Below are 25498 nucleotides of genomic sequence, written 5' to 3'. Positions count from 1 at the left end.
CCCTAAACGCCTTCCAGATCGCCTTCGAAGGCCGGCTCACCCCGGCCAACAACTGAACCTCAACAACCAAGATCAGCCGTTGATTGGACAGACCCCCGGCCACCCGACTACACGGGCGTGGGTCGTGCGGGTGGGCGCCGGGCCGGCCCGTCCAGGCCCGGCGTGCACCGGTGTCGCTCAGCTGAGGATCGGGATCAGGCCGAGGGCGAAGAGCAGGTAGAAGCCGGCCGCGACCGACAGGCGTGCGGGGGTGAGCTTGTGGGCGCGCATGGTGAGCAGGAGGTAGACGATCGCGGCGGTGGTGATCAGTCCGGACCACAGCAGGGCGCCGTCGAAGTGCCATGTGGTGAAAAGCAGGCCCAGGCTGGAGGGGACGGTGGCCTGGATCATCATGGCGCAGGAGATGTTGGCCAGGGCGAGTTTGGTCTTGCCCTGCCGTACCCAGATGACCGCCTTCATGATCTCGGGCAGTTCGGTGGCGATCGGGGACAGCAGCAGGGCGGTGACGGAGGCGGAGAGGCCGATCATCGGGCCGATGGTGTCCGGTTGTTTCACGAACAGCTGCGAGGCAAAGAAGATCACCACGAGTGTGGCCAGAGTCTGGGCGACGACGGCCCAGGTGGCGGGGGAGGCGGTGCCTGGCCCTCTGACGCATCCCGCCGACGGGACTCGGCCAGATCCACACTGCCTGGTGTCACAACACGGTGCCAAGCCCCGGGGCCGGGACGTTCTGTCCCGGGTCGGCGGCGGGTGCTGGTGGCTGTGGCCGGCGCGGGGCGGTCGCCCCGGCGGCTACTTCGTCGGGGCCAACCGCCGGGGTGGGCAAGGTCGGCTTGCCCGGGGCAAGGTCCGTGCCGGGCAGGCTTGCCCGCGTCGACTGTGGGCTTGCCGGACCAGAGTGGAGCGGGACTTGGGGGGGGTTTCGGGGGACCGGAGGGGGTGGCGGAGGGGGCCTCGCTCACGCGAGGCCCCACGACGGAAGTCAGACGGTGAGGACGAGCTTGCCTTGGAGGTGACCGCCGTCGAGCAGCCGGTGCGCGTCGGCGACCCGCTCGAACGGGAACGTCTCCTGCACGTGGACCCGGAGCCTGCCCTGTTCGACGAGGTCGACGAGACCTCGCAGGGCGACCGGATCGGGTTCGACCGCGATGCCGCTGAAGTGCATGCCGGCCGCCTCGTACCTGGCGATGAGCTCCGCATCCTCCTCGGCGACGGCCGTCACCAAATGACCGCCCGGGCGGAGCACTTCGAGCGACCGGTAGACGGTGTCGCCACCGATCGTGTCGAGCACGACGTCGATGTCGCGGACTGCCTCGGTGAAGTCGACCGCCGTGTAGTCGATCACCTCATCGGCGCCGAACCCCTCGACGAACTTCCGCTTGGATCCGCTGGCGGTGGTGATCACGTGCGCGCCGAGCGCTTTCGCGATCTGGATCGCGACGTGGCCGACCCCGCCGCCACCGCCGTGGACCAGGACGCGGTCGCCCTGCCTCACACGGCCGAGGTCGACGAGGCCCTGCCACGCCGTCAGCCCGACGACCGGCAGCGCCGCCGCCTCGACGTGCGAGAGCGACGCCGGCTTGCGTGCCAGGTGCAACGCCGGCGCGGAGACGACCTCGGCGTACGCGCTCGCCGCCCGCGGGAACAGCGGCATCCCGAACACCTCGTCGCCGGGCCTGAACCGCCACGCCCCCGGCGCCTTTTCGACCACGCCGCTGATGTCCCAGCCCAGAATGAACGGCGGCTCGCCGATCAGCGGGAACTCGCCGGCACGCAGGCGCGCCTCCAGCGGGTTCAGCCCGATCGCTTTGACACGGACGAGAACCTCGGTCGGAAGGGGCTGGGGCTCGGGCGCGTCCACGATGGTGAGCACCTCGGGACCGCCGAGCGTCTGCTGGGTGATGACTCGCATGACTCTCCTGGCTTGGGAGGGGGATAGGACCCAGGCTAGGAAGGTGATAGGAACCAGCAGGTACCTTCGGCGCAGGTACCTTTGGCGCCATGAGCGGTTTCGGTCCCGGGGAATCCTTTCTCGCCGACTGTCCGGCGCGTCTTGCGGTCGAGCTGATCGCCGACAAGTGGACGGTCGTCGTGCTCTACGGCCTCAGCAGGGGCCCGGTCCGCCATGGCCAACTGATGAAGCTCATCGGCGGCATCTCCCGCAAGATGCTCACCCAGACACTCCGACGCCTCGAGGCGCACGGACTCATCCGCCGCCACGCCTACGCCGAAGTGCCGCCCCGCGTCGAGTACGAGCTCACCCCGCTCGGGGCGACACTGATCGATCCGATCCACACGCTGACCGAGTGGGCGAGAGCGAACGGCGACGCAGTGCTCGATGCGCTCGACGCCGACCTTGAGCCGGCCGCCCACAGCGACTGAGACCCACCCCCGAGAGACGGCTGCCCCGGCTGGTGCCTGGCCTGCGACACCAAGGCCCGCGCCGCCGCAGGCTGCGCGCTGTCGCTACCGGACGCCTGCGCTGCTCGCCGTACTCGCCCGGCACGACAGGCGGCCCGCCGAAGATCTCTAGCCGGGCACCAGAGCGCGGCGCAGCCCCGCTCTCTTCCCGCGGCGGGCGGGGGAGGGCTCGTCCGAAATCTCCGTGCGCCGTGCGCCCGCCTTCCGCGCGGCCCGTGGCCCGCGCTCTGCGCAGGCGAGGGCAATCCCGGTCAACAGCCGGGAAGGACAGCGGCGGCCGCATGGCCGGACCCGCCCTCCGCTGCACAGCCCACTTCCCCTCCCCGTGGCTCCGGGGTCTAGAGCGTCAGAAGGGACTCCAGGGAGTGCAATTGCTGGCGGATCTCGTCCAGGGAGGGGGCGCGGTCGCGGTTCAGCACGAGGCAGAGGAAGACACCGCGTTCGCGCAGCCGGGGCAGGGGCCGGATCAGGTGCAGCTCGCCGTCCAGCGTGACCATCATGTCTTCCATGCTGTCCGGGGCGCAGCCGAGGAGCTCCAGGGTGTAGAGCTTCGCGCGGATGACGTCGCTGTCCCCATAGGCGATGGTGTTCATGTCCAGACCGCTGCCGCGGTCCAGCGAGCCCAGAACCCTGCGCTGCTGGAAGTTGATGAAGGCCGCGCCGGTGGCCCCGCCGATCGACAGCACCTTCTCCAGGGCAGCTTCCAGCGTGTCCATTCGTACACGACCTCCCTCGGGCAGAACCCGGCAGGGCGCAGCACACCCAGGGCTGCCCGGCTCTGCTGAAGCAGGCACGCTAGCGCACAGGGCACGCATCGCGCACTGCCTCCGACCGGCGTCAAGGGCTGATCGCGTCCTGGATGGTCGACATCACCGACGCCTGCCCGGTGCTGCTTGAGCGGGGGCGACCAGAGAGTTGTTGCGGCAGGCGAGGGTGCCGGCGCCCGCCTGACCGGGGCGTTCGCGTGCGCCGGGCCGCGACCCGTCGCAGGGTAGAGGTCTGGCCGCAGAGCGCGTGATTGTGGTGTGGCCGCCCGATGAGACGGGCGGGCGGCGGATTCGGGTGGACGGCGCGATCCTGACCACCGGATGAGACGCCCGGCGCGTCGGCGACCAGTGGGGCATCATCGACGCCGCTCAGTAGAACCCGCTGCTCAGACCACGGAAGTCTCGCCGTCACCAGGGCCTTGACCAGCTCCCTGATGTGTTGGCTCTTCTTCTCTGCCACGGGAAGTCGGTCGTTCTGCCGTGGCCGGTGTCAGCGTTTGCCAGCTAGGCGGGGTGATCAGTTGTCGAGTTCGTGGCGGACGCGTCGGGATGGGCTGAAGGTGTAGAGGTCGAGGATGTCTGGTGGCTCGGCGAGTCCGGGGCCGCCGTCCTTGACCCAGGCGGTGATGACGGTGGCGGCGTCGGGGTCGTTGACCTGGCCGAGCCAGACGGGGCGTCCGCCGGCCTTGCGGCCTGCGGTGGAGGGCTGGATGACGATGACGTTGGCGCGTTCGCATGCGTCGAGGCAGTCGGTGCGCCGGACCATCGCGACTCCTGCCAGCTGGGTGCGCAGGTCGGTGAGCTGGGCTTCGTGGTCCAGGTGCGGGACCTTGGCCGGGGTGCCGCAGCAGCAGCCGCGGCAGACGGTGACAGTGGGCCGGGCCGCCCCCGAGGCTGGGGCGGCCTTCTTGGCGCGGCGACTCACCGCATGTCCTTCGCGGCGCGGTTCCAGGCGGCGTCGCGCAGCAGACGCAGCCCGTTGAGGCCGACGATGACGGTCGAGCCCTCATGGCCGAGCACACCCAGCGGCAGCGGCAGATGGCCCACCAGGTCCCAGACGACCAGGCCAGAGACGAACACGGCGGCGATAACCAGGTTCTGCACTACCACGCGGCGGGCCGCCCGCGACAGACTCACGACGGTGGGGACGGTGGCGAGTTCGTCGCGGACGATGACGGCGTCGGCGGTTTCCAGGGCGAGGTCGGAGCCGGCGCGGCCCATGGCGATGCCGGTGTGGGCGGTTTCCAGGGCGGGGGCGTCGTTGACACCGTCGCCGATGACCAGCACCTTGCGCCCACGGGCCTCCAGGCGCCGAACGGCTTCGACCTTGTCCTGAGGCAGGAGGCCGGCGTGGATCTCATCGCCGGTGATGCCGGCCTCGGCGGCCAGGCGGGCGGCGGCGCGGGGGTTGTCGCCCGTTACCAGCATCGGAGGGCTGCCGGTCAGAGTGGTCAGGGCGGCGACGGTCGCGGCGGCATCGGGACGCAGCCGGTCGGCGATGCCCAGCACCCCGACCGGGACGCTGTCGTGCACGACCAGGACGGCCGTGCGGCCGCCGCCCTCCAGACCGGCTGCGACCTCGGCGGCACGGGCCGCGCCGGTGTCGTTGTTGCCGTCGAGGAGGCGGGCGGGTGCGCCGACCGCGACGGTGTGGCCGTCGACGGTGGCGGTGACACCGACGCCGGGCGTGGAGGTGAAGTCCCGCATGTCGCCGATGGCCAGGTGGCGGGTGCGGGCGGCGTCCACGACGGCGCGGGCCAGGGGGTGCTCGCTGGGGTGCTCGGCGGCGGCCGCCAACCCCAGCAGAGCGTCCTCGGACAGCCCTGAGTCGGGCAACGGACGGATGTCGGTGACGCGGGGAGTGCCTTCGGTCAGGGTGCCCGTCTTGTCCAGGGCGACCGCATCGGCCTGCCCGAGACGCTCCATCACCACGGCGGACTTCACCAGGACGCCGTGGCGTCCGGCGTTAGCGATGGCCGACAGCAGCGGCGGCATCGTCGCCAGGACCACCGCGCACGGCGAGGCCACGATCATGAAGGTCATCGCCCGCAGCAGCGAGGCGGTCAGGTCCGCGCCGAACGCCAGAGGAATCAGGAAGACCGCCAGCGTTGCGAAGACCATGCCCAGGCTGTAGCGCTGCTCGACCTTCTCGATGAACAGCTGGGTGGGCGCCTTGGTCTCGGACGCCTCTTCGACCATCGCCACGATCCGGGCGATCACCGAGTTCGAGGCGTCCCGCTCGACCTTGATCCGCAGCGCGCCGGTGCCGTTCAGGGTGCCGGCGAAGACCTCGTCCCCGGCCTCCTTCGCGACCGGCAGCGGCTCGCCGGTGATGGTGGCCTGGTCCACCTCGCTGGCGCCTTCCAGGATGCGGCCGTCCGCGCCGACCCGCTCACCGGGGCGGACCAGGACGGTGTCCCCGACCACCAACTCCTGCGTCAGGACCGACGATTCGCTCCCGTCGTCGCCCAGGCGGGCGGCCGTCGTGGGGGCGAGGTCGAGCAGACCGCGCACCGCGTCCTGGGTCCGGGCGGTGGCCAGGGCCTCCAGCGCGCCAGAGGTGGCGAAGATGACGATCAGCAGCGCGCCGTCCATCACCTGTCCGATCGCGGCTGCGCCGATCGCGGCCACGATCATCAGCAGGTCCACGTCCAGGGTCTTCTCCCGCAGCGCCGCAAGCCCCGCCCAGGCCGGTTCCCACCCGCCGGTGACGTAGGCCGCGGCATACAGAGGCCCCCATGCCCATGCGGGCGCGCCGGCCAGCTGGAGCGGCAGCGCGATCAGGAACAGCACCAGCGCCGCGACGGCCCAGCGCGCCTCGGCCAGGGCGAACACCCGCGTACGCCGTCTCGGTGCCGTACGCGGGGCGACCGGAGCTGCCCGTTCGGGCTGCTGGATCAGGGTGGAAGGCATGACAAAACGACCCCTTCGGGGCGGAAGACGGCGACACGTCCACCGTACAGGAACATCTGAACAGGTCTTCATATGTGACCGGTAGGATGGACGCCATGGGTCACGGAGCCGACACCAAGAACCACCACACCGCCCGCGAGCGCCTGGACGCGGCGGGAGCCACCGACGTCGCCGCCACCCTCCAGGCCCTCGCCACCCCCTCACGGCTGTACATCCTGGCCCGCCTCCAGGAAGGCCCCTGCGCCGTCGGCGACCTCGCCCAGGCCGTGGGCATGGAAGCCTCCGCCTGCTCCCACCAGCTCCGCCTGCTCCGCAACCTCGGACTCGTCACCGGAGAACGCCGCGGCCGCTCCATCGTCTACGCCCTCTACGACAACCACGTCGCAGAACTCCTGGAACAGGCCCTCTTCCACGTCGAACACCTGCGCCTCGGCCTGCGCGACACCCCCGCCGCCGAAACCACCCCGGCCGCAGCCCGGCGGTAGGCGGGCACTTCCGCGGATCTCACACACGCTGCGCGTTCTGCGAGAACCCCGAAAGCGATGTGACCCGCTTCCGTGCGTGAGACGACTGCCAGCATCGTCACGGTCGTCCGCGTCGGCGACGACGCCCGCATCAAGACCCTGATCGAACGGCTGGCGAAGGTCGCAGACATCGCCGCGCTCCTCCTGCTTCACCCCGGCACTGCCTCGGCGAGGACCTGCACGCGTCCCCGGCCCGCATGCTCCATGGCCCTACCGGGACGCAGCGGGCCCGCTCCGCCGCCTCCGCCCCCGCGTACCGGCAGCCGGGCATCTGGTCAGGTCCGCCAGGTGGGCGGGTCCGGCAGGGGGCCGGGCGGGTCGAGGATGAGGTCGTGTCCTTGCGTGCGGCCGGTCAGCCAGCCCAGGAGAGCGGCCGCGGGTCCTGATACCCGTGGGCCGCGGCCGTCGCCGAGGAGACGCACCACCTGGTCCTCGTCGGCGATCAGCACCATGGCGCTCACGTCGTCACGCTCGCGCAGCCTGGCCGTCGTGACCGCGAGTTCACGCGCGACGAAGAACGGGGGCCAGTCCTCGGGCTGGTGACCACATCTCAGGTCGGTGTGGTGCACCTCCACCTCCCGCAGCAGGCTGTAGACGGCGCCCCGCACAGGGCGCAGCCCCCCGCCCAGCCAGCACACCGGCACCTCCCACGCCGCGTCCGGGTGCCCGGCGGCAGCCACCAGAAACCGGCCCAGCGCACCACGCAGATCGACGGCAAGCTCCGCGGCCAACCGCCCACCACCCTCCTCGATCTCACGCTCGCGCTGCTCTTCGTCGTCGTACTGCGCAAGGTCCGCGCCCGTGCGGGCGGCGGTCAGCAGCCGGGTGCGCGAGTCGGCGCTGCGGGCGATGTGGGTGAGCACGTGCGCGCGGGACCAGCCCGGCAGCAGCGAAGCAGCCCGCACCGCGTCATCTGTCAGAGCCGCCGCCGAGGCATGCAGCCGCTCCACGGACGTGCGCAGCAGAGGAAGCAGAGCGGCGGGGGCACCTGCGTCGTACGTCATGGCCAATCTCCGAGCGTTGTCCGGGCGTTCCTGCACCAGTTCCCCTCCGTGACCGGCTCGCATCCACGCACCGCACATTCGGGTCCTTCGCCCGGAGGGCGCCCACGTTCTGCGGCACCTGCTCCAGGAACTCCCGAAGCAGGGATGCGGCACCCCTCCGACGAGCTGCTGGGCTCCCCTCCGGCGGTCAGATATTTCCCCGCCTGTGGGGCTCGTTCGGTCAGCTGATGGGCTTCACCCCCTGGCCGTTGGTGGCCTCGGTAAGCCGGTAGCTGTCACCTTGGGTGACAGCGATTGTTCGGCAGGATGGGCAGGAGCCTGAGCTGTTCGAAACACGGGCTGCGCCCGGGTGATGCGCGTCACTGCATCCCGTTGACCGGTTGGGCGGCATGATGCGTGGCATGGATCAGGGGGATGCGGCCGTGTGGGCTGCTGCACTGGGGATTGCTGGAACTCTGGCGGGTGCACTCGGAGGCGCCATCGTCCAAGGACGAGTGATCCGGCGGCAGGTGCGGGACCAAGAAGCGGTGGATGTAAGGCATCGGTTGAGGGAGGAGCGGCAAGCAGCGTTCGCGGCCGCCCTTGATCGATGCAGCGGGGCAGAGGCCACCTTCGGCCCGATCATCGTTGCTCGTGCCCAGCCTGGGTGGGATGACGATGCTGACCACCGGGAGCTGTGGGTTCCCACCAACGCCGCCGTGGAAGCACTGCAGCGAGCAGTGACAGCGGTGGTGATCACCGGCCCAGACTCCATGGCCGACTTGGCCTCTGCCATCCATGAAGCAGTCCAGGCGAAGGCGAACGCGATGCGTCTTCCCGCGGCCGACTTCGCGCAGCGTGTCCGCATGTTCGGAGAGCACAGCGCGGCACTGGAACAGGCGCAACGCCACTTCATACGGGAGGCCAGGGCTGTGCTCGACGTTCCGGTGCGGTAGCGGCGTGTCACTATGCCACCCACGCAGCTCTCGCATCGGGTCCCTATGCCACGGGCAAGAAACCGAGCCGCGGGATCGCTACCAACACGATCCGCACCGTGGGTCCGGCTGAATCCAGCCGGACCCGCTGGTGTTCGGCGCTCCGCCGGTCCGCAGGCCACGACGGACTCCTGCCCCGGCCCTTCACTGTTCTCGACACCCCTGTGAAGTCGGGTGGCTCGGGGCCGGCCGGCCCCGGGGCCTGTGGCGCGCTTCGTTCTTATCTGAGAAGAAGCTGTGCCATCTCTCCTTGACCGGTGATGCTGGGTTGCTGTGTCTGGACACGGTCACCCTCGCAGTTGTGTGCCCATTGACGTCCCGCTCGCTGTGCGTCACAACGGGGGCGTGAAGGAAGAGAACGAGGGGCGTGGACCATCTGTCTCCCAGGGGCGGCTGATCATCCACGAGGTGCCCGCCACCGGCAGCCAGCAGGTCGAGTTCCGCCTGTTCGGCGAACTGGACGGTGGCACAGTCCCCGCTCTCTGCGACGCTGTCGTCGTCATGCTGGCCAGCGGCAGATGCCATCTCGCCTTGGACCTGTCGGGGATCACCTGGTGTGACAACGCCAGCCTCTATACGCTGCTCGGCGTCCGCAGCGCCCTTCAGTACGCGGACGGCAGTCTCACCCTGACCGCTGTCAGCACGCCCCTTCTCAAAGCCCTGGACCGCACCGGCCTCAGTCCCCGGATGCCCCTCGCGCTGAAAACGGTCCAGTCGCCGCCGCCTCGCTGAGGGCCGCAGGATGAGGCGGACGGCGTGCTGCTGCGACCGGACGCGTACGGGTTCGGGGGTGCTGCTGGTACATCTACGAATCTGCGTCACCCTGACCCGTCAGTGCCATGGCCTGAACAGCACGACGCGTCAATCGGGACCGGCTGAAAAGACACCGGTCCGCCCGGACGCAAAGCGTCCTACTCTCGAAGCAGGACAGCCGTCTGTCACCGGCTGGCCCGCTCAACACGGTCCCCGGACTGCAGGGAACTACCCACGTTGAGGCGGCTGGAGCCGCATAACCACGATGCGGCTCCAGCCTCGTCCTCCCGGCCTGTTCGAGCCCCGGGGTGCTCCCGCGCCCCCGGGGACGGCCGGTGAGGACGTTTGGGTGCGAGGGCCGACCCGGAGGGGCCGGACCGCCCTCGTGCCGCGGCCACCGCCGGCCAAGCCCATGCCCCGGCGGTGGCCGCTCGCATCGAATTCAGACGATCGATGACGGAATGCGACTACCCCGACAGAACCAACCGATGCACGCCCCAGGGCTTGCGCCGGTCGGCTGCTATCGGCCGGACCCACCTACGGCGCCACGTCCACCGCCCGCCGGGGAGAGTCCAGGACCAGGAGGGCGCCGCTCTGGGCTGGTTGCGTGATCGTGTGGCCCTGCTGGGCCAGCAGGCCGGTGACGGCGGCCAGGACCGCAGCTTGCAAGCTGTTGCCCGATGCTCCTGGCTGGTCCGTCGCGAGCGCGGTGAAGCCGTGTGAGGCGGTCCACGTCACGCGCACGCCGACGGGGGCCTGGGTAACGGCGAGTCCGGGGGTGCTGGTGTCGCCGTCTTTGCCGACCAGGGGGAATCCCGCCTGGCGGAGGGCATGCCGAACCTGCGTGAGCAGGGTCGTCGGCGCGTCGGGCACAGGCGCCGCCTGCCCCGAAAATTCATTGTCACACCTGTGTTGCGGAACCCGTCTGGCGTCCTTGCCCGAGCGAACGCGGGCAACGACCCGCTGGGCCGCTCCGCTGCGCCCGGGGTCGGTGCGGTCGGGCCGATCGCCGGGGGCGGCCTGGAGGTCAGGCGGCGTCTTGGTGGTTGGCGAGGGCCTGGCGGCGTATGCGGGAGCAGGTTTGGGTGATGAGGCGGGAGACGTGCATCTGGGAGATGCCGAGTTCATCGGCGATCTGGTTCTGGGTCTTGTCCTGGAAGAACCGCATGTACAGGATCTTCGATTCGCGCTCCGGGAGTGCGCGCAGGGCGGGCTTGGCGGCTTCACGGTCGATGACGGTGTCGAAGCCCGGTTCTATGGTGCCGAGGCTGTCGGCCAGCGCCATCCCCTCACCCTCGGCACCTCCGGAGGATTCAGCATCCAGGGAGAGGCTCTTGAACGACTGGAGGGCTTCCATGCCGTCGCGGACCTCGTCCTCGCCGAGGCCGCACTGCGCGGCCAGTTCAGCGACGCTCGGCTCGCCGGGCTGGCTGGTCCGCAGTTCGCTGCGGGCGGTGCGGACCTTGTTGCGGAGTTCCTGGACGCGGCGGGGTACGTGGACGGACCAGGTGGCGTCGCGGAAGTGGCGTTTGATCTCGCCGCTGATGGTGGGTATCGCGAAGGCTTCGAAGGCGCCGCGGGCGGCCTCAAAGCGGTCGACAGCCTTGACCAGGCCCATGGCGGCGACCTGGTAGAGATCCTCGAGGTCGGCGCCGCGGTTGCGGTACTTCCGGGCGAGCCGCTGGGACATGGGAAGCCATTGGGCGACCAGGTCCTCGCGCAGCGCGTTCCGTTCGGGGCCTTCGGGCAGGGTGTTGAGGCGGGTGAAGGCTTCGGCGGTGTCGGGGGCGTCGTCGTGGCTGCGGTGACGGCTGATCGCGGTGATCGTCATGGCGCTGGGCTCCTGCACGTCGTCAGGTGGCTGGGTGTCGCCGAACCCGTAGTCGCGCAGGGCGTGTTCGGGAAAGGGAACGCGCCCAGGACATACGGGTCCTGCGGTCCGAAGCACGGGGGGCGCCTGCCCCGGCCCTCGCCCGCCAAACGGGGCCCCTGGCCCCGTCGCTTAGCCCCGGCCCCTCCAGGGCGGTGAGTACGGGGCATCCGCGGGGTGGTGCTGGACGTGGTGCGGCCCTGGCGCCCTTGGGAGAAGGCGTCAGGGCCGTGAACACGAGCCGCCCGCGGGGGGAAGGGCGGAGGTCCCACGTGTCGGCGTGTCCAACGCGCAGCCCGGCTCGGGGTCACGGTCCTGCCCCCGGGCGGTTCGCGCCCGGGGGCAGGAGCGCTGCACGGCGGCATCCGCGACGCCCTCTACACGACCGTGACCGCAGTACTGTCCCCGACCGGATACGACGTCGGCGTACAGAAGGACGGACGGCTGCGCATCACCCGCGGCGCCGCCTGACCGGGCCCACCCCGGCGCCGGGGCTCAGCATGGCGGCGTTGCGGACACGGGGTGCGGTCCCGGCCGCCGCTTCGAGGACGGCCCGCACCGCAGAAGGTGCGGGCGGGCCGCGTACGGCGGCCGGGACGCTGGGCCGGGGCGTGCAAGCCCGGCCTGCCAGCCCAACGCCTCAACTCCGTCCGCGTCACGCGCGTTGCCCCGGCCGGGCGCAGCCCGTTCACGGCGGCGGGGGCCGCGTTACACGTTCTGGGCTCGCCACCCGAAGACGCCGATCGGGGCTCCCTCGGTCAGGGGTCCTCGTGGCTCGGGCTGTCGTGTCGCGCGAGTACGGCGAGCAGGTCGGCGACGGTGCCGTTGTCGGCCGGATGGCGCAGCGGTGCGTCGTGCGTGACGCGGTAGAGGTTGGAGCGCCCCTGGCGGGTGTGGGTGAGGTAGCCGCCGTGTTCCAGGTCGGAAATGATGTTCTGAACGGTGCGTTCGGTCAACTGGCAGTGTGCGGCGAGGTCACGGATGCGGGCGCTCTGGTTCTGGGCGATGGCCGCGAGCACGCGGGCATGGTTGGTGACAAACGTCCAGCCGCTGTGTGCCTCCGGTCCTGCGCCCATCCGTCCACCATAGGCACGTCAATTCACGCAATCAAAAGGACGAAGCAGATTTCCGGCAAGCCTTGACGTCTGATAGCTGCAGCGGGACATTGGGAGGGACCGCAGCCCGATCACGTCCGCATGGGGAGCCTGCCGTGACAGACCCGGAGATGCCCCCGCAGACCGCCGGCGCCGAACACAGCGCCCCGCCCGAGCTGACCATACGCCCGCTCGGCACCGGCCTGGTCCTGGTCGGTGGCGAGATGGACCTCGACACGGAGAAGACTCTCTACCGCGCCCTGTCCACAGCCCTTGACGAGTCGGTGGCCGGGCTGACCGTCGACCTGGCGGGGGTCGGCTTCTGTGACTGTTCCGGCCTCAACGCACTGCTGCGTCTGCGCCGCCGCGCGATGGCACAAGGCAAGACGATCAGCGTTAGGGGCGCGTGCCCGGAAGTGGCCACGCTCCTTGAGATGACCCACACGCGGTCGCTGCTCACCGGCCGCCGCCGCTTCGACGGCCGGTCCGCCCGCACCTGGAGGCGCTCGGCGTGAGCGAGGACACCCCCGCCGAGAACACCGACGCGCTGCACAACGAAGTACTCCAGCTGCGCCGCGCCTTGGAGACCCGGCCGGTGATCGACCTCGCCCGCGGCGCGCTGATGGCGTCCTTCCAGCTCAGCAGCCAGGACGCCTGGAACGTTCTGGTCACCGTCTCCCAGCACTCCAACAGCAAACTCCACCGCGTAGCCGAGGATGTCCTCGGCTCCATCAACGGCGCTCCCCTGCCCGCCCCTCTGCGACAGCAACTCGCCGCAGCCCTTGCCTCCTTCCGACCCCAGCCGGACACCCCGCCCGACCAGTCCCGTACTCCTGCCGCCCCGCCAGGCGCCGATCCCGCGACCGAATAGCCGCGGTCACGTCGCAGCTCCGGCCGCGCACGAGGCCCCCCGGAAATGCGGGCAGGCCGTCCAGGGCGGCCCCGGCTAGGCGGCTCTTCGCCTTTTGCAGCCGTCACCGCGAGCGCTGACACCCCGGTACGGGCCGTGGCCGGCAGGGTCCCAACGGGCCTTGAGCAGTGACTCCGGTCCGCGCGGTGCGGCGGAGGGCGCGCGCCCCCTGCGCGGCCTCGCCGTCGGCTCCGCGGCGGGGCCGGAACGAAAGTCGACGGCATCCCAGGCGGTTCCGTAGTTCCATCGCCCGGTTCCCGGGGGCCCGCTGTCTGTGAGGGGTGGGGGGTCATATTTCGTGGGGGAGCATGAGGGTCATGATGGTTTCGCCTGCCGCGTCTTCGGTGCAGGCCAACAGCCGGTCGGCTCCCGCCGGGGCTTGTCCGGCCGGGAGGTGGGTGGCGGGCACGACGATGCATGCCTCGTTGGGGGGTGCGGCGTGGATGGCGCGTGCGACGGTGGACAGGACTCTGCCCAGCCGCTGCGCCGCGTTGTGGGTGTCGTTGCCTGCTACGAACTCCCGCCAGGCCCCGGTGGTGATGGTCAGCGGCAGGTGGATTCCGGCGGCGGTGACCGCTGCGGGCAGTATGGGGATGTACGAGCCGTCCGCCAGAGGCTCGGCCCGCGTGTAGGCGAGGACGATGGGCCCGTACTGGTCATCCATTTCCTGCACCCCGATCTGATCCGGCTTGTGCGCCCGGGCCGGTACCCCCTGGCCGGTGTCCGTGATCCTGCCACTTCCCGCCCGCGAGGTGACCCTCTGCATGAACGGGTGCCACACGACTGTTACGGAGATTGCAAGCTTCCACGGGCGAGCTCGCAAGGGGGGTCCCGGGATCTGACCAGTTCTGGGCCCCGTGGTGCACTTCGTTTCTTCTCTGACCGGGGGTCCAACGACGGCCTGTGGCCGGGGTCATCGGGTCGCTGTCCGGTGGTGCCCGTCGCCGCCGGGTGCGGGACCGTGGCCGCCCGGGCCCGGGCGAGCGGAGAGGGAAAGCCGGGGCCGGGCGGCGTGCCGCGAGCCTGGAGCAGGACCGCCTCGCGGGGCGGTTCATGGACCGGCTTCGTGTACGTGTGGCGGGCGGGGAGTGCGGGGCGGAAAATTGGGTAGCGGACAGCATGGTCTTAGCCCGGTTGCGTGTGGTTGCGGAAGGGAGCTCTCGTCATGCTGATGGCTCACCCCGCGGTCCTGCGGGATCTGGTCGAGCAGTACGAAGCGCTCGCCGCACTGCATGCGCAGGAGGCGGACAGTGGGCGGGCGCGTCAGCGCATGGAGGACGTCGCCTACACGCTGTGTGTGTCCACCGGCACCCGCGACATCGACGCCGCTTTGATCGCCGCACGTCACCAGTTGCCCGGTGCCCGCGCTCTGGACGACTCGGTCCTCGACGGCAGCTGCCCGCCTGGCCGGTGCCCCGGCCCTCACCCTGAAGAAACGGACACCCCGCGTGAATGCCACCGACCTTGCTGCCGCGCCGATCTACGACCGGCTGATATCCGAACGCGGTGACGTCGTCGCCGACGCGGCCCGCCTTGCGGAACAGACCCGGCGTGAAGCCGCTGACACCCTCGACTTCGGCCTGCCGAACCCGGACGGCGACGCCTAGCCACGCCGACGGCCCGGCGTATGTCACCGGCGGCGGTGCTGAACGCACCCTGGCTGCTCCTGACTCAGCGCCCTGGATGGACACTGATCAGGGGTTGCCTCGTGACCCGCTGGCGCAACCTCGGCCTTGCGCCGGAGGCTGGATGATGCGCCGCCCTGCTCGACCACTGCACACAAGATGCCACCGCCCGTGCTGCAGCGGCTGGTCGGCACAGCCCGATGGCGGCCGAGCGCTGGTCTGCCGGCGCTGTCGGAACGGCCTGCGCAGCCGAAGCGGCCGGGCCGATGCCCTGACGAAGAGGCTCGCGGCATGCACCCGACGAGCTCTGCTCCCTTTTCAGGCCGCCTCGTCGGCGGCTTCAGTGACCAGGAGGTCGTGGGTCCCTGTCAGGTGCAGTACGGAGGCAGGCTGTGGCTGGAGGCTGGTCACCAGAAGGGTGCCGTTCTCGGCGAGCATGCGTTTGCGCAGTCGTAGGAGGTAGTTGAGTCCGGTGGAGTCCATGAACGTCACATCGGACAGGTCCAGGTGCAGGGTTCCACCGTTGAGCGGGATGATGAGAGCGGCCTGCTCGAGTGCGGGGCACGAGGTGAGGTCTATCTCCCCGGCCGCGGTGATCACAGTTCGGTCAGGGTAGTGCTGCGTGCTGACGGTGAGATTCTTCATGGTTCGCCCTCGCATCCGAGGTCGAGCCCATCACACCCCCGAGGGGGGCATCAAGCGCGCGACGTGGGGCCGCGCACAGTCAAGCAAGACAACCCGTACCTCGCCCTGGTCATCGACTGACCTCGGGCCGGCGCGGGGCCTCCCACCAGACCAGGCTGGCTGTCTTGGCAGCGTTGCACAGACCGCACCCCGTTCGCCAGCCACCCGCTGTGAAGGCCAGGGCACAGGCGTGGGCCGTTCCAATTGAGAGTTGAAACGTCCACGGCGCCAACGGCGCACGTCACAGGGCGGGCATGACCTGTTCATCGGCCAGGGCCAGTCGGTCGCCGTTTTCCGGATTGACCGGCAGGGTGAAGCGTAGTTCGTCCAGGAGACCCGCTGTCGCCGCCTGCACCGCCGTTCGCATGCTGTCCCGAAAGGCTCCGCGTTGATCGCTGGCCGGAGAGGTAAATCCATCCGAAGGGACCCACATCACCAGCACGTTGGTCGTCGCGGCCGTCACGGCCTTCACTACAGGCTCTGGGTCGCGACCGTCCGGCTCGTTGGGCCTGCGCGATCAGGTCGGATGGCGCACGTGGCGCAGGTGGCCGCCTGCCCTGCTTCCGTACGGTCACGCCTGAAAACCAAGGGCTGCCCAGGGTCTTTCAGAGCAGCTGGCGCCCGGCTACGTCCCCTCTGGGATCGTCAGCCAGTACGACGGCTCCTGTGATCTTCTTGCCCACGGGTTGTCGCTGGACAGAGAAGCTCTGGCAGACCGCCATCACGATCTCCAGCCCGTGCTGCCCGATCCGGTCAGGGTCGGCACCCAAGACCGCCGGCAGCGTCGTGCTGCTGTCCCACACGCTGATCTGCACCGCTCCGCCCTCGATCTCCAGGGTCAGCAAGCACGGGCCCGGCGCGTACTTGCGGGCGTTGGTCACCAGCTCGCTGACCACGAGCTGGGCCATGCCCATCGCACGACTGGGAAGGCCGTGGATGCTTTGGACCTCGGTCAGGAACGAGTGGGCCAGGTCGCGGGCCGTGGCGATCTCCTCGGTCTCCTCGAACGCCGCGGACACCGATATGGGCGCGCTGACCAGCCCTTGCTGGTCATCACCCGCCGCCTGGTCCATAGGCCCGCCCTGGTCCCCCGTTACACCGCACACCACCCGATGCGACTACCCCCGAATTGGCAGACAACGCAGACGAGAAAGGTACAGCGGTGATGCTATTCCGGGTGCCGGACGCTGACGGAATGTGTCGATCTCCAACGCCGAGCCGCCCGGAGGGAGCGAGCGGACCGGACCCGGGCCCGGCGGTGAGGCAATCCTCGCGGAACCCGAATGAATCGGCCGAACAGGGGCACTTCGGCATACGCGACGGCATCGGTGGCACCGAGGCGCACCAGGCGCTGAGGGCCATCCCGGGCGCTCGCGCGTCCTCACAGGGCGCGGCCCAAGCCGACAGCGACGGTGCGGCGCGCACGGCTGGTGTGCGGCTGCGGATCCAAGTGGCGGCATGGCGGCTGAGGAGGCGGACAGCATGCGTGCTCTGACCTGGCAGGGTCGGCGAGACGTTCGGGTCGAGACGGTGCCCGATCCCCTGATCGAACAGCCCGACGACGTGATCGTGCGCGTCACCTCCACCGGGATCTGCGGCTCCGACCTGCACCTGTACGAGGTCCTGGGGCCGTTCCTCGATCCGGGTGACATCCTCGGGCACGAAGCCATGGGCGTCGTCGAGGAGGTGGGTCCCGATGTGCACGCCCTCTCCCCGGGGGACCGGGTCGTCATCCCGTTCAACGTCTCGTGCGGAACCTGTTTCATGTGCGCCCAGGGCCTCCATTCGCAGTGCGAGACCACGCAGGTCCACGCGTACGGCTCCGGTGCTTCCCTGTTCGGCTATACGAAGCTGTACGGGCAGGTGCCGGGCGGGCAGGCCGAGTACCTGCGGGTGCCGTTCGGCAACAAGCTGCCGATCAAGGTGCCCGAAGGGCCCGCCGACGACCGCTTCGTCTATCTCTCCGACGTGCTGCCGACGGCATGGCAGGCCGTCGAGTACGCGGCGATCCCGCCGGGCGGCTCGGTCACCGTGCTCGGGCTCGGCCCGATCGGCGACATGTCCACCCGCATTGCCCAGCACCGGGGCGCGGCACAGGTCATCGGCGTCGACCTGGTGGACGAACGCCTTGAACGTGCCTCGGCCCATGGCGTGACCTGCCTGGACCTGCGCCGTCACGAGAAGGACCTCGGCGAGGCGGTGCGCGAGCTGACCGACGGACGCGGCACCGACGCGGTGATCGACGCGGTGGGCATGGAGGCGCACGGCAACACGGTGGTCAAGGCCGCCCAGTGGACGACGGCACTGCTGCCCGACGCGCTGGCCCGGCCCTTCATGGAGAAGGCGGCCGTGGACCGGCTCGCGGCGCTGTACGCGGCCATTGACCTCGTACGCCGTGGCGGCACCGTCTCGCTGTCCGGTGTCTACGGCGGGGCCATGGACCCCCTGCCCCTGTTGCGCATGTTCGACAAGCAGCTCCAGTTCCGGATGGGACAGGCCAACGTGTGGCGCTGGGTGCCGGACCTCCTGCCACTCCTCACGGACGAGGACCCGCTCGGCGTGGACACCTTCGCCACCCACCACCTGCCGCTGGAAGAAGCCCCCCAGGCCTACACGGCCTTCCAGGCCAAACAGGGCGGAATGATCAAAACCCTGCTGCGCCCCTGACGCCCCACCCGCACGTGACGAGCCGACCGGCCATGCCCCGGCGGAGGTGGCCCGGTCCGGGCGAAACGTCCGAGCTTGGCTGTCGCCGTCTCGGCGCCGGGCCGGCCCGGAACGTGCTGCTGGCGTCCGTCCTGGCGCTGTCTCGGCGCGGAACGTCCACCCTTACGGCCGCGAGGCCAGGGCGATGGGTGACTCGATGGCCTCCCGCTGTGTGGTGTAGTCGATCACGGTTGAGGTGTGCGCGAGCTCGCTCACGGGGTGCAACTTCCTTGAGAGATCACTATCCCTGAGCATGAGTCGGCCACCGCGCAACCTGGCAGGTACTTGTGTAACTACCGTACCGGCTGTCTATAGTGTGCATATACAGTTAGGGAGCAAAGGAGGGCCGTCGTGCGGGTGGTGTTGTCGAACAGTTCTGGTATGCCGCTCTATCAGCAGATCAAGGAGCAGGTCGGCATGGCCATCCTGACGGGCGAACTCACCGAGGGCAGTGCCTTGCCCTCCGTCCGCGTCCTGGCTCGAGATCTGCGGATCAGCATCATCACCACCACTCGCGCGTACGCCGAGCTGGCCGCCGAGGGGTTCATCGCCACGGTCCCTGGCAAGGGTGCCTACGTCCTGCCGCTCGACTCGGCGCTCGTGCGCGAGCAACTGCTGCGTCAGGTCGAAGCAGGCCTGCAGACCGCGCTGGACGCCGCCGGGCGGGCTGGCCTCGACCGCGAGGATCTCATCCAGATCCTGGACGGGCTGATGCAGGCCGAGCACGAACACGCATGAGAACAGGGGGGGGGATCCTGCAATGCACAACGATCTCGCCTTCGCCCTGCGGGGCGTGGGCGCCACCGTGAGCAACGGCTTCGCCCTGCGCGATGTCAGCTTCGAACTGCCCACCGGCTATGTCATGGGCCTCATCGGCGCGAACGGCGCCGGCAAGACGACGACGATCCGCAGCCTGCTGGGAATGCGCGGGATCGACACCGGCGAGATCGAGCTGCTCGGCCACCGAGTACCCGGCCCGGTCACGCTACGCCAGGATGTCGGGGTGGTGCTCGACCGCACCTACCTCGTGGGCGACTGGCGGCTGGCCGAGGTCGAACGGACGCTACGCCCCTTCTACGACCGCTGGGACAGCTACCGCTACCGGCAGTTGCTCGACAAGTTCGGCCTCGATCTGCGGGCGAAGGTCAAGGACCTGTCCCGCGGCATGGCGATGAAGCTCGTGATCGCCATCGCCTTCTCGCACCAGGCGCGGCTGCTTGTATTCGACGAGCCGACCAGCGGCCTGGACCCCGTCGCCCGAGACGAACTCGTCGGCATCATCGGGGACTTCCTGCTCGACGAGGGGCACAGCGTGCTGTTCTCCACGCACATCACCTCCGACCTCGACCGCGTCGGCGACTACCTGACGCTCATCCATGGCGGCCGAGTTGTCCGGACCGGCTCCAAGGACGAGATCCTGGAGGCCTACCGGGTCGTGCGGGGCGGGCCGGACGATCTGGGCGACCTCGTCGGCGTCGAACTGATCGGCGCCAGGCGGACGTCGACGGGAGTGGAAGCTCTCGTACGCACCGAGGAAGCCGACCTCCTCGGCGGGGGCGTCCTCGTCGAGGCACCCACCCTTGAGGAGATCGCCATCCACATCGGATCGCCCTCAACGAAGCCGGCAGCACGGGCGATCGGCCGAGGCGGGGTGGTCGCGTGAGCGCCGTCGCCCGCATGACAGTGCTCCACCTGCGTACCGTCGCACCGTACCGGGCCCAGGGCCTCATGGTGTTCGGCGTGATGGTCCTGGTGCTCACCCGCAACCCCGTCGGTCTCGTACCGGCGCTTGCACTGCTGCTCGCCCCGCTGGTCGCCGTACACCCGTTTGCGGTCGCCGACAAGGCTGGCTTGGAGACGCTGTACGCCGTCCTGCCCGTGCCACGTCGCACGGTCCTGCTCGGCCACTACGCCTGGGCCCTGGCCGGCTTTCTCACCACCGTCACCGCAGGCACGGCACTGTCTGTACTCCTCGCGCGGGCCGAGGGCGAGCCGTTGAGCGGTCGCACCCTGGTGACGATGCTGACGCTGTCCTGGGCGCTGTTCGCCGTCAATATCGCAATCCAGCTCCCGCTGCTGATCTGGTTCGGGTACGCCCGCGTCAGCGTCCTGGGCACCACCTTGCCACTGGCGCTGATCATGCTGGCCGTCTTCCGGCTGCACCTGACCATCGCATCGATCCAGCTCTGGCTGCCGCTTCTCTGGGTGGCTGGCGCAGCCGCAATAGTGACATCCGCGGCCCTGGCGATCCACGCGCCGAAGCGACGAGCCTAGGGGCGGGGGCGGGGGCCCGGCGGCCGCCACGGATCGTATGTGAACCGCCAGTACGCAGACCACGCTGTGAAGTTCTACGGCAAGCGCGGCGACTACCTCGACCAAAGCCTGCCGCCGATCTCCGCCGCCGGCTCGCTGAACTGGTACTACGTGGGGACGCTCGTCCCCTGCTGACGGCCGCCGAACAACGATGCCTTGCGGTCGGGGGCTTTCGGCCTTCGGGCGGCTCCGCGTCCTGCCGGACGGCAAAGACACTGACCACGGGACAGGCGCGGGCTCCTGTCTGTGCTGTCTCAGGCGCAGACGGGACCGCCCTTCACCCGCCCGATGTGTCTGACGAGCCGTCGGGCAACCGTGGGGCAGGTTGCCGCTCGGGCCAGCTGACGCACAGGCCTCGTGGTTTGCGCGCACCCGAGGTGCCGTCCGGCGCCGTCGGCGCCGGTGCCCGGTCAACAGCACGTTTCGACTGTCTCGGCATGGAGGGAATACGTATGAGCGCAGCGGCACGTATCCGAAGGAAGCTCAGTGCGGGGGCCATGGGGCTCGCCGCGGCGATCGCGTTCGCGGCGGGGGTGGCGCCGGCTTCGGCGTCGGCACCGGCCGCGGTCGCGTCCCCGTCGCTCAGGGACGGGGAGATCGTGGAGCTCTGGAACTACAACAGCCAGCACTGCCTGTCGGTCGGCGCGGGGAGCACGGCGGGCGGGGCGGGGATCATCCAGTGGTCCTGTTACGGCGGCGCCGAGCAGTACTGGGGCCTCTATCCCATGCCGAATTCCGGCGGCGGCTATGAGGTCGTGAACAAGAACAGCGGCAAGTGCCTGGCCGATCCGGCGAGTTCACCGAATGCCGGCGTCCAGCTGATCCAGTACGGCTGCGACAAGGGGGCGGAGCAGACCTGGTACTTCGACGGGAACCCGGACACGGGCTTCGCCCAGATACGGAACCGGGCGAGCGGCCTGTGCGCCGCGGTCGGCGCCTCGAGCACGACGCCGGGCGCCCCGGTCGTCCAGTGGACCTGCTGCGGCGGCGCCGAGCAGCGGTGGACAACCTCCGCCTGACCCCCGACCGGCCGGCCACAAGCGGCCGTTCACCGACGTCTCGCGGCCTCTCCTCACGAAGCCGCGAGACGACCCGCCCGGGCCGCGCCCCACGCCGCCAACTCGCGGTCCCGTTACCGCGCCAGTCCCCGGCCCTACTCAGGCCCATTCGAGGACGAGTGTGGCGAGGGCAGCGAGTTGCTCCGGACTGAGCTTGGCGGGCCTCGTTCTGGTGTTGCTGTACCAGATGCCGAGCCTGGTCTGGGTCCCGTCGGGCAGGACCTTTACCGCCTTCCGCGGTACCGGCCGGGTCGCGCCTTCCCGCTCGACCCGCTGTGCGAGCGCGGCGAGGTCCCGCTGGAACGCCTGCTGCCCTTTGCTCGAGCCCTTCGCCGTGCGCCCGGCCGCCGTCGGGGTCGGAGGCGGTGTCCGGTCTGGCTCCACGCCCAGCGCGGTCAGCCGTTCCTGCTGGTCGGGCGAGAGTTGTGCCCAGGTGCTCGGCTGTTCCTGTTGTTTGGAACCATGTGCCGATGTCGTCGCCGTCCATGAGGACGCCGGGTGCGATTTCGGGCAGGTGGCCGTCGGCGTCGACCGGGTCCGCCAGGATGCGGTAGTGCCGCTGCCAGTCCAAGGGGCAGGGCCAGCTCCAGTCCGGGTCGATCTCACTCAGCTGTGTCGCGCGCTAGGCGGCCCGGTCGGGGTCTTTGCCGAGTGTCGGTGGCCAGTTCACACCCACCGGCGGCCACCTGGCCGCAGCTCTGTCACCTTCCGTGACCACTGGATCGGGGTCAAAATCGGAGGGAAACCAGGGCTTGCTCCGCCTGTCACCGCAGTTGGCTGACTGCCTCGTCGGCGTCGGCTACGGCCTCAGGGTGGACGTCGCTGGCGGTTCGGCCGTCAGCGATCTTCTGCCAGTTGGCCCGGGCAAGCACCCGCTGTATCGCGAGCACCTGAGCGGCTTGCACGTGTGCTTGGATGCCTTCGCCGAGGGCGTCCGCCAAGGCCTCTTCGTCCTCAAGCTGGCACCGCGTGAGTCGTCCCGCCAGGCTCGATGTGGAGAACACCAGCCGATGGAAGGCCACCACCTGTGGGTGGTCGTTGAGGCCGGTGACGGGGTCGTAGCGGTCGAGGGCGGCCTGGAAGTGTCGGCGCAGCGCTGCCGCCGGGTCGATGCCGGACTCGCGGCCACGTACGACGCGGGCCGCCTCGCCCTGATGGTCCGCGCACCGGTGCAGTAGCAGGTCTTCCTTGGTCGGGAAGTACCGGAAAAGGGTCGGCTTGGAGATCTCGGCGGCCGCGGCGATCTCATTGCCTGAGACGCGGTCGAAGCCGTGCTCCAGAGCGATACGGCCGCGTGGGCAATGGCTTCGCGTGACCGCTCTTTCTTGCGGGCCCGCAGACCGGTCGGCTCGCTCATCCGACCACCGCAACAACAATCGTTACCAGGTTGCTTTTTTAACCGAGTAACGTTTTCATGGGCGGCATGAGTCAGACAGACAGTCCCCCCGTGCTCGTGACCGGGGCGACGGGCCGGATCGGCCGCGCCGTCATCGACCAACTCCTCGACGCGGGCGTGCCGGTCCGCGCCCTCGCCCGTCGTCCGGAGGCAGCTGCGACACTGCCGGCGAACGTTGAGATCTTCACCGGCGACCTCACCGCGCCCGACTCGCTCGACCCGGCATTGAAAGGCGCCGGCGCGGTCCTCCTCGTCTGGACCGCTCCGCCCCAGACCGCCGCCCAAGTCGTGGCGCACCTGGCAGTCCAGGTGCGGCGGGTCGTCTTCCTCTCCTCCCCGCACCAGACACCACACCCCTTCTTCCAGCAGCCCAATCCCATGGCGGACCTGCACGCCGGCATCGAGCGACTCATCGCGGCCACCGGACTCGAGTCCACGATCATCCGGCCGGGGATGCTCGCATCGAACTCACTGGCCTGGTGGGCGCCCGCGATCCGCGCGAACGAAGTCGTCCGTTGGCCGTACGGCGCCGCCCAGACGGCACCCGTCGACGACCGCGACGTCGCCGCCGTCGCAGCACAGACGCTCCATCAGGACGGATACACAGGGGACTACGTCCTGACAGGACCCGAATCGCTGACCCAGTCCGCGCAGGTGGGCATCATCGGCGACACCCTGGGGCGCAGGATCGCATTCGAGGAAATGACACCGGACGAGTTCCGCAACCTGTCGCAGGGCACGGCACCCAACTCGGTCATCGACATGCTGCTCGCCGCGTGGGGCGCGGCGGTCGGGCAGCCCGCCTACGTCACCACGGCGGTGCGCGACATCCTCGGGACTGCGCCGCGAACGTTTCGCCAGTGGGCCGCCGACCATGCCAGCGCGTTCACGAAGGATTCGTAAGTTCGTCGACGCGACCGCCCCGGACCTCCGCCGCGGCGGCATGCCGGGCGCGTGGGCACGGGAAGCTCGTACCGACAGGAAGCGACAGCCCCGAACCAGCAACTGAGCCCCCGCAGCTGACGTCACGGTCTGTGACAGAACTTCCCCGTGTGCCACTTCAACTGGCTGTCAGTGGGGACCGGTAACTGGCCGTACTCGGGAAAAGGAACTTGGCCGCTGACAGCAGGGGAGTGTCCAATAGACGGGCCTGTTATGGCGTCACCGAGCCCGGCTGTGTCGGGCATATCGGCCGTGCGGTCGCAGCAGTCCGGGCTCGATGGGCCTGTGCTCGACAGGATCGAGTGAAAACCGCAGGTCTGTCGCTCAACGGCTATCGGGTGCTCGCATCAAACTACCGTAAAGATGCAGCTATCGCCCTCTCAAAGCCAGGATGAGTCGCCGAGCAGCGGGACTGCTCCCTGAGCGGGTTGAAAAAGGTTGTGGGCCGCTGTCGATCCGGTCGCGTCCCGTTCGACGCAATGATGTCCGGCGGCTCACCGCGATGACGCGACAACCCGACGAGGAAACACGTGGAGCAACTGCTGAGAGTCATGAACTTCAACGTCTCGAGTGACGGGATCGGTGCCGGTGAGCACCAGAGCCTCGAGCATCCCTTCGGCCACGACCATCCCGAGCGGCTGTTCGCCTGGGCCGGAGCCACAGCGAGCTGGCCCATGCGCACCGGCCCCGGGGGAAGCCGGGGCCTGGACGACTACCTCACGCGAGACTTCGCCCGCAACATCGGTGCGGAGATCATGGGCCGCAACAAGTTCGGGCCGCAGCGTGGCCCCTGGCAGGACCATGACTGGCGGGGCTGGTGGGGGCAGGAACCCCCTTTCCGCACACCGGTGTTCGTCATGACCCACCACAAGCGTCCATCGTTCACGCTTTCCGACACCACGTTCCACTTCGTCGACGGCGACCCGGCCACCGTCCTCGGCCTGGCCAGGGAGGCGGCACAGGGCAAGGACGTCCGACTCGGCGGCGGGGTCACCACCATCCGCCAGTTCCTCGACGCCGACTTCGTCGACACCATGCACGTGGCCGTCTCACCGGTAAAACTCGGGACCGGACTACGATTGTGGGAGTCCCCCCACGAGCTGCTCGACCGGTTCCACCTGGAAGTCGTGCCCAGCCCGAGCGGCGTGAGGCATCACCTGTTCTGGCGAAGGTGACGTAAGAGCCCACTCGGGGACGGCGTCAGCGGTTCCTGCTGCCCGGGAAGAAGCTGCGCCCAGGTGCTCTGCTGTTTCTGTTGTTGGAGCCGTCGTCCGATGTCGGCGCCGTCGAACCGCACGCCGAAAGCGATGTCGGGCAGAACGCCGCCGGCCTCGGTGTCGACGAGCTCGGCGAGTACGCGGTAGTGGCGCTGCCACTTAGCTTCGCTTTTATCCCCGCGGGCGTGGTTGTGGACGGCTTGTTGGGCGCTTTGCGGGACATGGAACGGCTGTCGCGGGATCCTCCAGGTAGATGAAGACCGGGGAGGGCGCGATGGCCGTCGCTGTCAGTGTGCTCGGGGCCAGGGTGGACCGCCAGGGGCGGAC

Annotated in this window: 29 protein-coding genes and 2 pseudogenes; 16 read left to right on the top strand and 15 right to left on the bottom strand. The window is 69.6% G+C overall.

Annotated features, from left to right (window positions below):
• Positions 1 to 177: 177 nt before the first annotated feature.
• Both AC07F3_RS41830 and AC07F3_RS41825 read right to left on the bottom strand, forming a co-directional pair.
• Complete coding sequence (locus AC07F3_RS41830) at positions 178 to 711, bottom strand: sodium:calcium antiporter (protein WP_479120327.1); 534 nt, start codon at positions 709 to 711, stop codon at positions 178 to 180.
• A gap of 271 nt (positions 712 to 982) precedes the next feature.
• A complete protein-coding gene (locus AC07F3_RS41825) occupies positions 983 to 1912 on the bottom strand; it encodes an NADP-dependent oxidoreductase (protein WP_479120326.1) in 930 nt (309 codons plus the stop codon).
• An 89-nt stretch (positions 1913 to 2001) separates the two neighbouring features.
• On the opposite strand from AC07F3_RS41825, the gene AC07F3_RS41820 reads away from it, so the two are divergent.
• Positions 2002 to 2382, top strand: coding sequence for a winged helix-turn-helix transcriptional regulator (locus AC07F3_RS41820; RefSeq protein WP_479120325.1), 381 nt, complete (start codon positions 2002 to 2004; stop codon positions 2380 to 2382).
• A 377-nt stretch (positions 2383 to 2759) separates the two neighbouring features.
• Here AC07F3_RS41820 and AC07F3_RS41815 read toward each other — a convergent pair whose 3' ends face one another.
• The 3 genes from AC07F3_RS41815 to AC07F3_RS41805 form a co-directional block, all read right to left on the bottom strand.
• Positions 2760 to 3137, bottom strand: a complete 378-nt coding sequence (locus AC07F3_RS41815) for a hypothetical protein (RefSeq protein ID WP_479120323.1) — start codon at positions 3135 to 3137, stop codon at positions 2760 to 2762.
• A gap of 568 nt (positions 3138 to 3705) precedes the next feature.
• Positions 3706 to 4113 (bottom strand): (2Fe-2S) ferredoxin domain-containing protein, encoded by a 408-nt coding sequence (locus AC07F3_RS41810; RefSeq protein ID WP_479120322.1) that lies wholly within the window; start codon positions 4111 to 4113, stop codon positions 3706 to 3708.
• Entirely contained in the window at positions 4110 to 6101 is a 1992-nt protein-coding gene (locus AC07F3_RS41805; protein ID WP_479120321.1) for a heavy metal translocating P-type ATPase, read from the bottom strand. Before AC07F3_RS41805 ends, AC07F3_RS41810 begins: the two co-directional genes overlap by 4 nt.
• Before the next feature lie 95 nt (positions 6102 to 6196).
• Between AC07F3_RS41805 and AC07F3_RS41800 the strand changes: the two genes are divergently transcribed.
• Positions 6197 to 6586 (top strand): ArsR/SmtB family transcription factor, encoded by a 390-nt coding sequence (locus AC07F3_RS41800; RefSeq protein WP_479120320.1) that lies wholly within the window; start codon positions 6197 to 6199, stop codon positions 6584 to 6586.
• A 314-nt stretch (positions 6587 to 6900) separates the two neighbouring features.
• On the opposite strand, the gene AC07F3_RS41795 is transcribed toward AC07F3_RS41800, so the two are convergent.
• Positions 6901 to 7629, bottom strand: coding sequence for a maleylpyruvate isomerase family mycothiol-dependent enzyme (locus tag AC07F3_RS41795; protein WP_479120319.1), 729 nt, complete (start codon positions 7627 to 7629; stop codon positions 6901 to 6903).
• Positions 7630 to 8030: 401 nt separating this feature from the next.
• Here AC07F3_RS41795 and AC07F3_RS41790 point away from each other — a divergent pair, with 401 nt between their 5' ends.
• Entirely contained in the window at positions 8031 to 8564 is a 534-nt protein-coding gene (locus AC07F3_RS41790; RefSeq protein WP_479120318.1) for a hypothetical protein, read from the top strand.
• A gap of 384 nt (positions 8565 to 8948) precedes the next feature.
• Entirely contained in the window at positions 8949 to 9335 is a 387-nt protein-coding gene (locus AC07F3_RS41785) for an STAS domain-containing protein (protein WP_479120316.1), read from the top strand.
• A gap of 558 nt (positions 9336 to 9893) precedes the next feature.
• On the opposite strand, the gene AC07F3_RS41780 is transcribed toward AC07F3_RS41785, so the two are convergent.
• From AC07F3_RS41780 to AC07F3_RS41770, 3 genes are all read right to left on the bottom strand, one after another.
• The gene (locus AC07F3_RS41780) at positions 9894 to 10025 is read right to left on the bottom strand and encodes a hypothetical protein (RefSeq protein WP_479120315.1); all 132 of its coding nucleotides are present in this window, start codon (positions 10023 to 10025) and stop codon (positions 9894 to 9896) included.
• Positions 10026 to 10383: 358 nt separating this feature from the next.
• Positions 10384 to 11187: a SigB/SigF/SigG family RNA polymerase sigma factor gene (locus AC07F3_RS41775; protein WP_479120314.1), complete on the bottom strand. Its 804-nt coding sequence runs from the start codon at positions 11185 to 11187 to the stop codon at positions 10384 to 10386.
• A gap of 797 nt (positions 11188 to 11984) precedes the next feature.
• Complete coding sequence (locus tag AC07F3_RS41770; RefSeq protein WP_479120313.1) at positions 11985 to 12302, bottom strand: helix-turn-helix transcriptional regulator; 318 nt, start codon at positions 12300 to 12302, stop codon at positions 11985 to 11987.
• Positions 12303 to 12436: 134 nt separating this feature from the next.
• Between AC07F3_RS41770 and AC07F3_RS41765 the strand changes: the two genes are divergently transcribed.
• Together AC07F3_RS41765 and AC07F3_RS41760 are read left to right on the top strand one after the other, a co-directional pair.
• Positions 12437 to 12835: an STAS domain-containing protein gene (locus AC07F3_RS41765; RefSeq protein WP_479120311.1), complete on the top strand. Its 399-nt coding sequence runs from the start codon at positions 12437 to 12439 to the stop codon at positions 12833 to 12835.
• Positions 12832 to 13191, top strand: a complete 360-nt coding sequence (locus AC07F3_RS41760) for an ANTAR domain-containing protein (protein ID WP_479120310.1) — start codon at positions 12832 to 12834, stop codon at positions 13189 to 13191. Before AC07F3_RS41765 ends, AC07F3_RS41760 begins: the two co-directional genes overlap by 4 nt.
• Positions 13192 to 13519: 328 nt before the next feature.
• Here the strand turns inward: AC07F3_RS41760 and AC07F3_RS41755 are convergent, their stop codons facing one another.
• Complete coding sequence (locus AC07F3_RS41755; RefSeq protein ID WP_479120309.1) at positions 13520 to 13894, bottom strand: hypothetical protein; 375 nt, start codon at positions 13892 to 13894, stop codon at positions 13520 to 13522.
• A gap of 501 nt (positions 13895 to 14395) precedes the next feature.
• On the opposite strand from AC07F3_RS41755, the pseudogene AC07F3_RS41750 reads away from it, so the two are divergent.
• Positions 14396 to 14617: pseudogene (locus AC07F3_RS41750) on the top strand (DUF5133 domain-containing protein); the annotation flags it as partial.
• 61 nt (positions 14618 to 14678) lie between these two features.
• Complete coding sequence (locus AC07F3_RS41745) at positions 14679 to 14837, top strand: hypothetical protein (RefSeq protein WP_479120308.1); 159 nt, start codon at positions 14679 to 14681, stop codon at positions 14835 to 14837.
• 336 nt (positions 14838 to 15173) lie between these two features.
• Here the strand turns inward: AC07F3_RS41745 and AC07F3_RS41740 are convergent, their stop codons facing one another.
• The 3 genes from AC07F3_RS41740 to AC07F3_RS41730 all read right to left on the bottom strand — a co-directional run bounded on the left by AC07F3_RS41740 (position 15174) and on the right by AC07F3_RS41730 (position 16612).
• Positions 15174 to 15500, bottom strand: a complete 327-nt coding sequence (locus tag AC07F3_RS41740; RefSeq protein ID WP_479120306.1) for an STAS domain-containing protein — start codon at positions 15498 to 15500, stop codon at positions 15174 to 15176.
• Positions 15501 to 15780: 280 nt separating this feature from the next.
• Complete coding sequence (locus tag AC07F3_RS41735; RefSeq protein WP_479120304.1) at positions 15781 to 16002, bottom strand: hypothetical protein; 222 nt, start codon at positions 16000 to 16002, stop codon at positions 15781 to 15783.
• 142 nt (positions 16003 to 16144) lie between these two features.
• The gene (locus AC07F3_RS41730; RefSeq protein WP_479120303.1) at positions 16145 to 16612 is read right to left on the bottom strand and encodes an ATP-binding protein; all 468 of its coding nucleotides are present in this window, start codon (positions 16610 to 16612) and stop codon (positions 16145 to 16147) included.
• 409 nt (positions 16613 to 17021) lie between these two features.
• On the opposite strand from AC07F3_RS41730, the gene AC07F3_RS41725 reads away from it, so the two are divergent.
• From AC07F3_RS41725 to AC07F3_RS41700, 6 genes are all read left to right on the top strand, one after another.
• The gene (locus AC07F3_RS41725; RefSeq protein ID WP_479120301.1) at positions 17022 to 18206 is read left to right on the top strand and encodes a zinc-dependent alcohol dehydrogenase; all 1185 of its coding nucleotides are present in this window, start codon (positions 17022 to 17024) and stop codon (positions 18204 to 18206) included.
• Positions 18207 to 18626: 420 nt separating this feature from the next.
• Complete coding sequence (locus AC07F3_RS41720) at positions 18627 to 18983, top strand: GntR family transcriptional regulator (RefSeq protein ID WP_479120300.1); 357 nt, start codon at positions 18627 to 18629, stop codon at positions 18981 to 18983.
• Between the two features lie 22 nt (positions 18984 to 19005).
• The gene (locus AC07F3_RS41715) at positions 19006 to 19908 is read left to right on the top strand and encodes an ABC transporter ATP-binding protein (protein WP_479120299.1); all 903 of its coding nucleotides are present in this window, start codon (positions 19006 to 19008) and stop codon (positions 19906 to 19908) included.
• Positions 19905 to 20519: an ABC-2 transporter permease gene (locus AC07F3_RS41710; protein WP_479120297.1), complete on the top strand. Its 615-nt coding sequence runs from the start codon at positions 19905 to 19907 to the stop codon at positions 20517 to 20519. The genes AC07F3_RS41715 and AC07F3_RS41710 overlap by 4 nt, the downstream gene beginning before the upstream one ends.
• A gap of 39 nt (positions 20520 to 20558) precedes the next feature.
• Complete coding sequence (locus tag AC07F3_RS41705; protein WP_479120296.1) at positions 20559 to 20693, top strand: hypothetical protein; 135 nt, start codon at positions 20559 to 20561, stop codon at positions 20691 to 20693.
• 317 nt (positions 20694 to 21010) lie between these two features.
• Positions 21011 to 21577, top strand: coding sequence for an RICIN domain-containing protein (locus tag AC07F3_RS41700; RefSeq protein ID WP_479120295.1), 567 nt, complete (start codon positions 21011 to 21013; stop codon positions 21575 to 21577).
• Positions 21578 to 21715: 138 nt separating this feature from the next.
• On the opposite strand, the gene AC07F3_RS41695 is transcribed toward AC07F3_RS41700, so the two are convergent.
• On the bottom strand, positions 21716 to 22000 hold the full coding sequence (locus AC07F3_RS41695) for a helicase associated domain-containing protein (protein WP_479120294.1): 285 nt from the start codon (positions 21998 to 22000) through the stop codon (positions 21716 to 21718).
• Between the two features lie 380 nt (positions 22001 to 22380).
• Positions 22381 to 22973 (bottom strand): annotated as a pseudogene (locus AC07F3_RS41690) (TetR/AcrR family transcriptional regulator).
• Positions 22974 to 23039: 66 nt separating this feature from the next.
• On the opposite strand from AC07F3_RS41690, the gene AC07F3_RS41685 reads away from it, so the two are divergent.
• Both AC07F3_RS41685 and AC07F3_RS41680 read left to right on the top strand, forming a co-directional pair.
• Positions 23040 to 23915 carry an NAD(P)H-binding protein gene (locus tag AC07F3_RS41685; RefSeq protein ID WP_479120292.1) on the top strand — a complete coding sequence of 292 codons (876 nt, stop codon included), beginning with the start codon at positions 23040 to 23042 and terminating at the stop codon, positions 23913 to 23915.
• Between the two features lie 569 nt (positions 23916 to 24484).
• Entirely contained in the window at positions 24485 to 25129 is a 645-nt protein-coding gene (locus tag AC07F3_RS41680; RefSeq protein ID WP_479120291.1) for a dihydrofolate reductase family protein, read from the top strand.
• The last annotated feature ends 369 nt before the right edge of the window (positions 25130 to 25498 follow it).

Source organism: Streptomyces sp. NPDC045846 (assembly GCF_056431605.1).
Note: the sequence above shows the minus strand (reverse complement) of the source record. Positions and strands in the feature narration are given on the sequence as shown.

Bases quoted from the DNA above. Each gene is read 5' to 3' on its own strand.
- AC07F3_RS41730 (WP_479120303.1), bottom strand. From the start codon at position 16,612: ATGGACCAGGCGGCGGGTGATGACCAGCAAGGGCTGGTCAGCGCGCCC.
- AC07F3_RS41825 (WP_479120326.1), bottom strand. From the start codon at position 1,912: ATGCGAGTCATCACCCAGCAGACGCTCGGCGGTCCCGAGGTGCTCACC.
- AC07F3_RS41740 (WP_479120306.1), bottom strand. From the start codon at position 15,500: ATGAAGAATCTCACCGTCAGCACGCAGCACTACCCTGACCGAACTGTG.
- AC07F3_RS41805 (WP_479120321.1), bottom strand. From the start codon at position 6,101: ATGCCTTCCACCCTGATCCAGCAGCCCGAACGGGCAGCTCCGGTCGCC.
- AC07F3_RS41795 (WP_479120319.1), bottom strand. From the start codon at position 7,629: ATGACGTACGACGCAGGTGCCCCCGCCGCTCTGCTTCCTCTGCTGCGC.
- AC07F3_RS41725 (WP_479120301.1), top strand. From the start codon at position 17,022: ATGCGTGCTCTGACCTGGCAGGGTCGGCGAGACGTTCGGGTCGAGACG.
- AC07F3_RS41755 (WP_479120309.1), bottom strand. From the start codon at position 13,894: ATGGATGACCAGTACGGGCCCATCGTCCTCGCCTACACGCGGGCCGAG.
- AC07F3_RS41685 (WP_479120292.1), top strand. From the start codon at position 23,040: ATGAGTCAGACAGACAGTCCCCCCGTGCTCGTGACCGGGGCGACGGGC.
- AC07F3_RS41820 (WP_479120325.1), top strand. From the start codon at position 2,002: ATGAGCGGTTTCGGTCCCGGGGAATCCTTTCTCGCCGACTGTCCGGCG.
- AC07F3_RS41720 (WP_479120300.1), top strand. From the start codon at position 18,627: ATGCCGCTCTATCAGCAGATCAAGGAGCAGGTCGGCATGGCCATCCTG.
- AC07F3_RS41815 (WP_479120323.1), bottom strand. From the start codon at position 3,137: ATGGACACGCTGGAAGCTGCCCTGGAGAAGGTGCTGTCGATCGGCGGG.
- AC07F3_RS41775 (WP_479120314.1), bottom strand. From the start codon at position 11,187: ATGACGATCACCGCGATCAGCCGTCACCGCAGCCACGACGACGCCCCC.
- AC07F3_RS41700 (WP_479120295.1), top strand. From the start codon at position 21,011: ATGAGCGCAGCGGCACGTATCCGAAGGAAGCTCAGTGCGGGGGCCATG.
- AC07F3_RS41800 (WP_479120320.1), top strand. From the start codon at position 6,197: ATGGGTCACGGAGCCGACACCAAGAACCACCACACCGCCCGCGAGCGC.
- AC07F3_RS41715 (WP_479120299.1), top strand. From the start codon at position 19,006: ATGCACAACGATCTCGCCTTCGCCCTGCGGGGCGTGGGCGCCACCGTG.
- AC07F3_RS41790 (WP_479120318.1), top strand. From the start codon at position 8,031: ATGGATCAGGGGGATGCGGCCGTGTGGGCTGCTGCACTGGGGATTGCT.
- AC07F3_RS41770 (WP_479120313.1), bottom strand. From the start codon at position 12,302: ATGGGCGCAGGACCGGAGGCACACAGCGGCTGGACGTTTGTCACCAAC.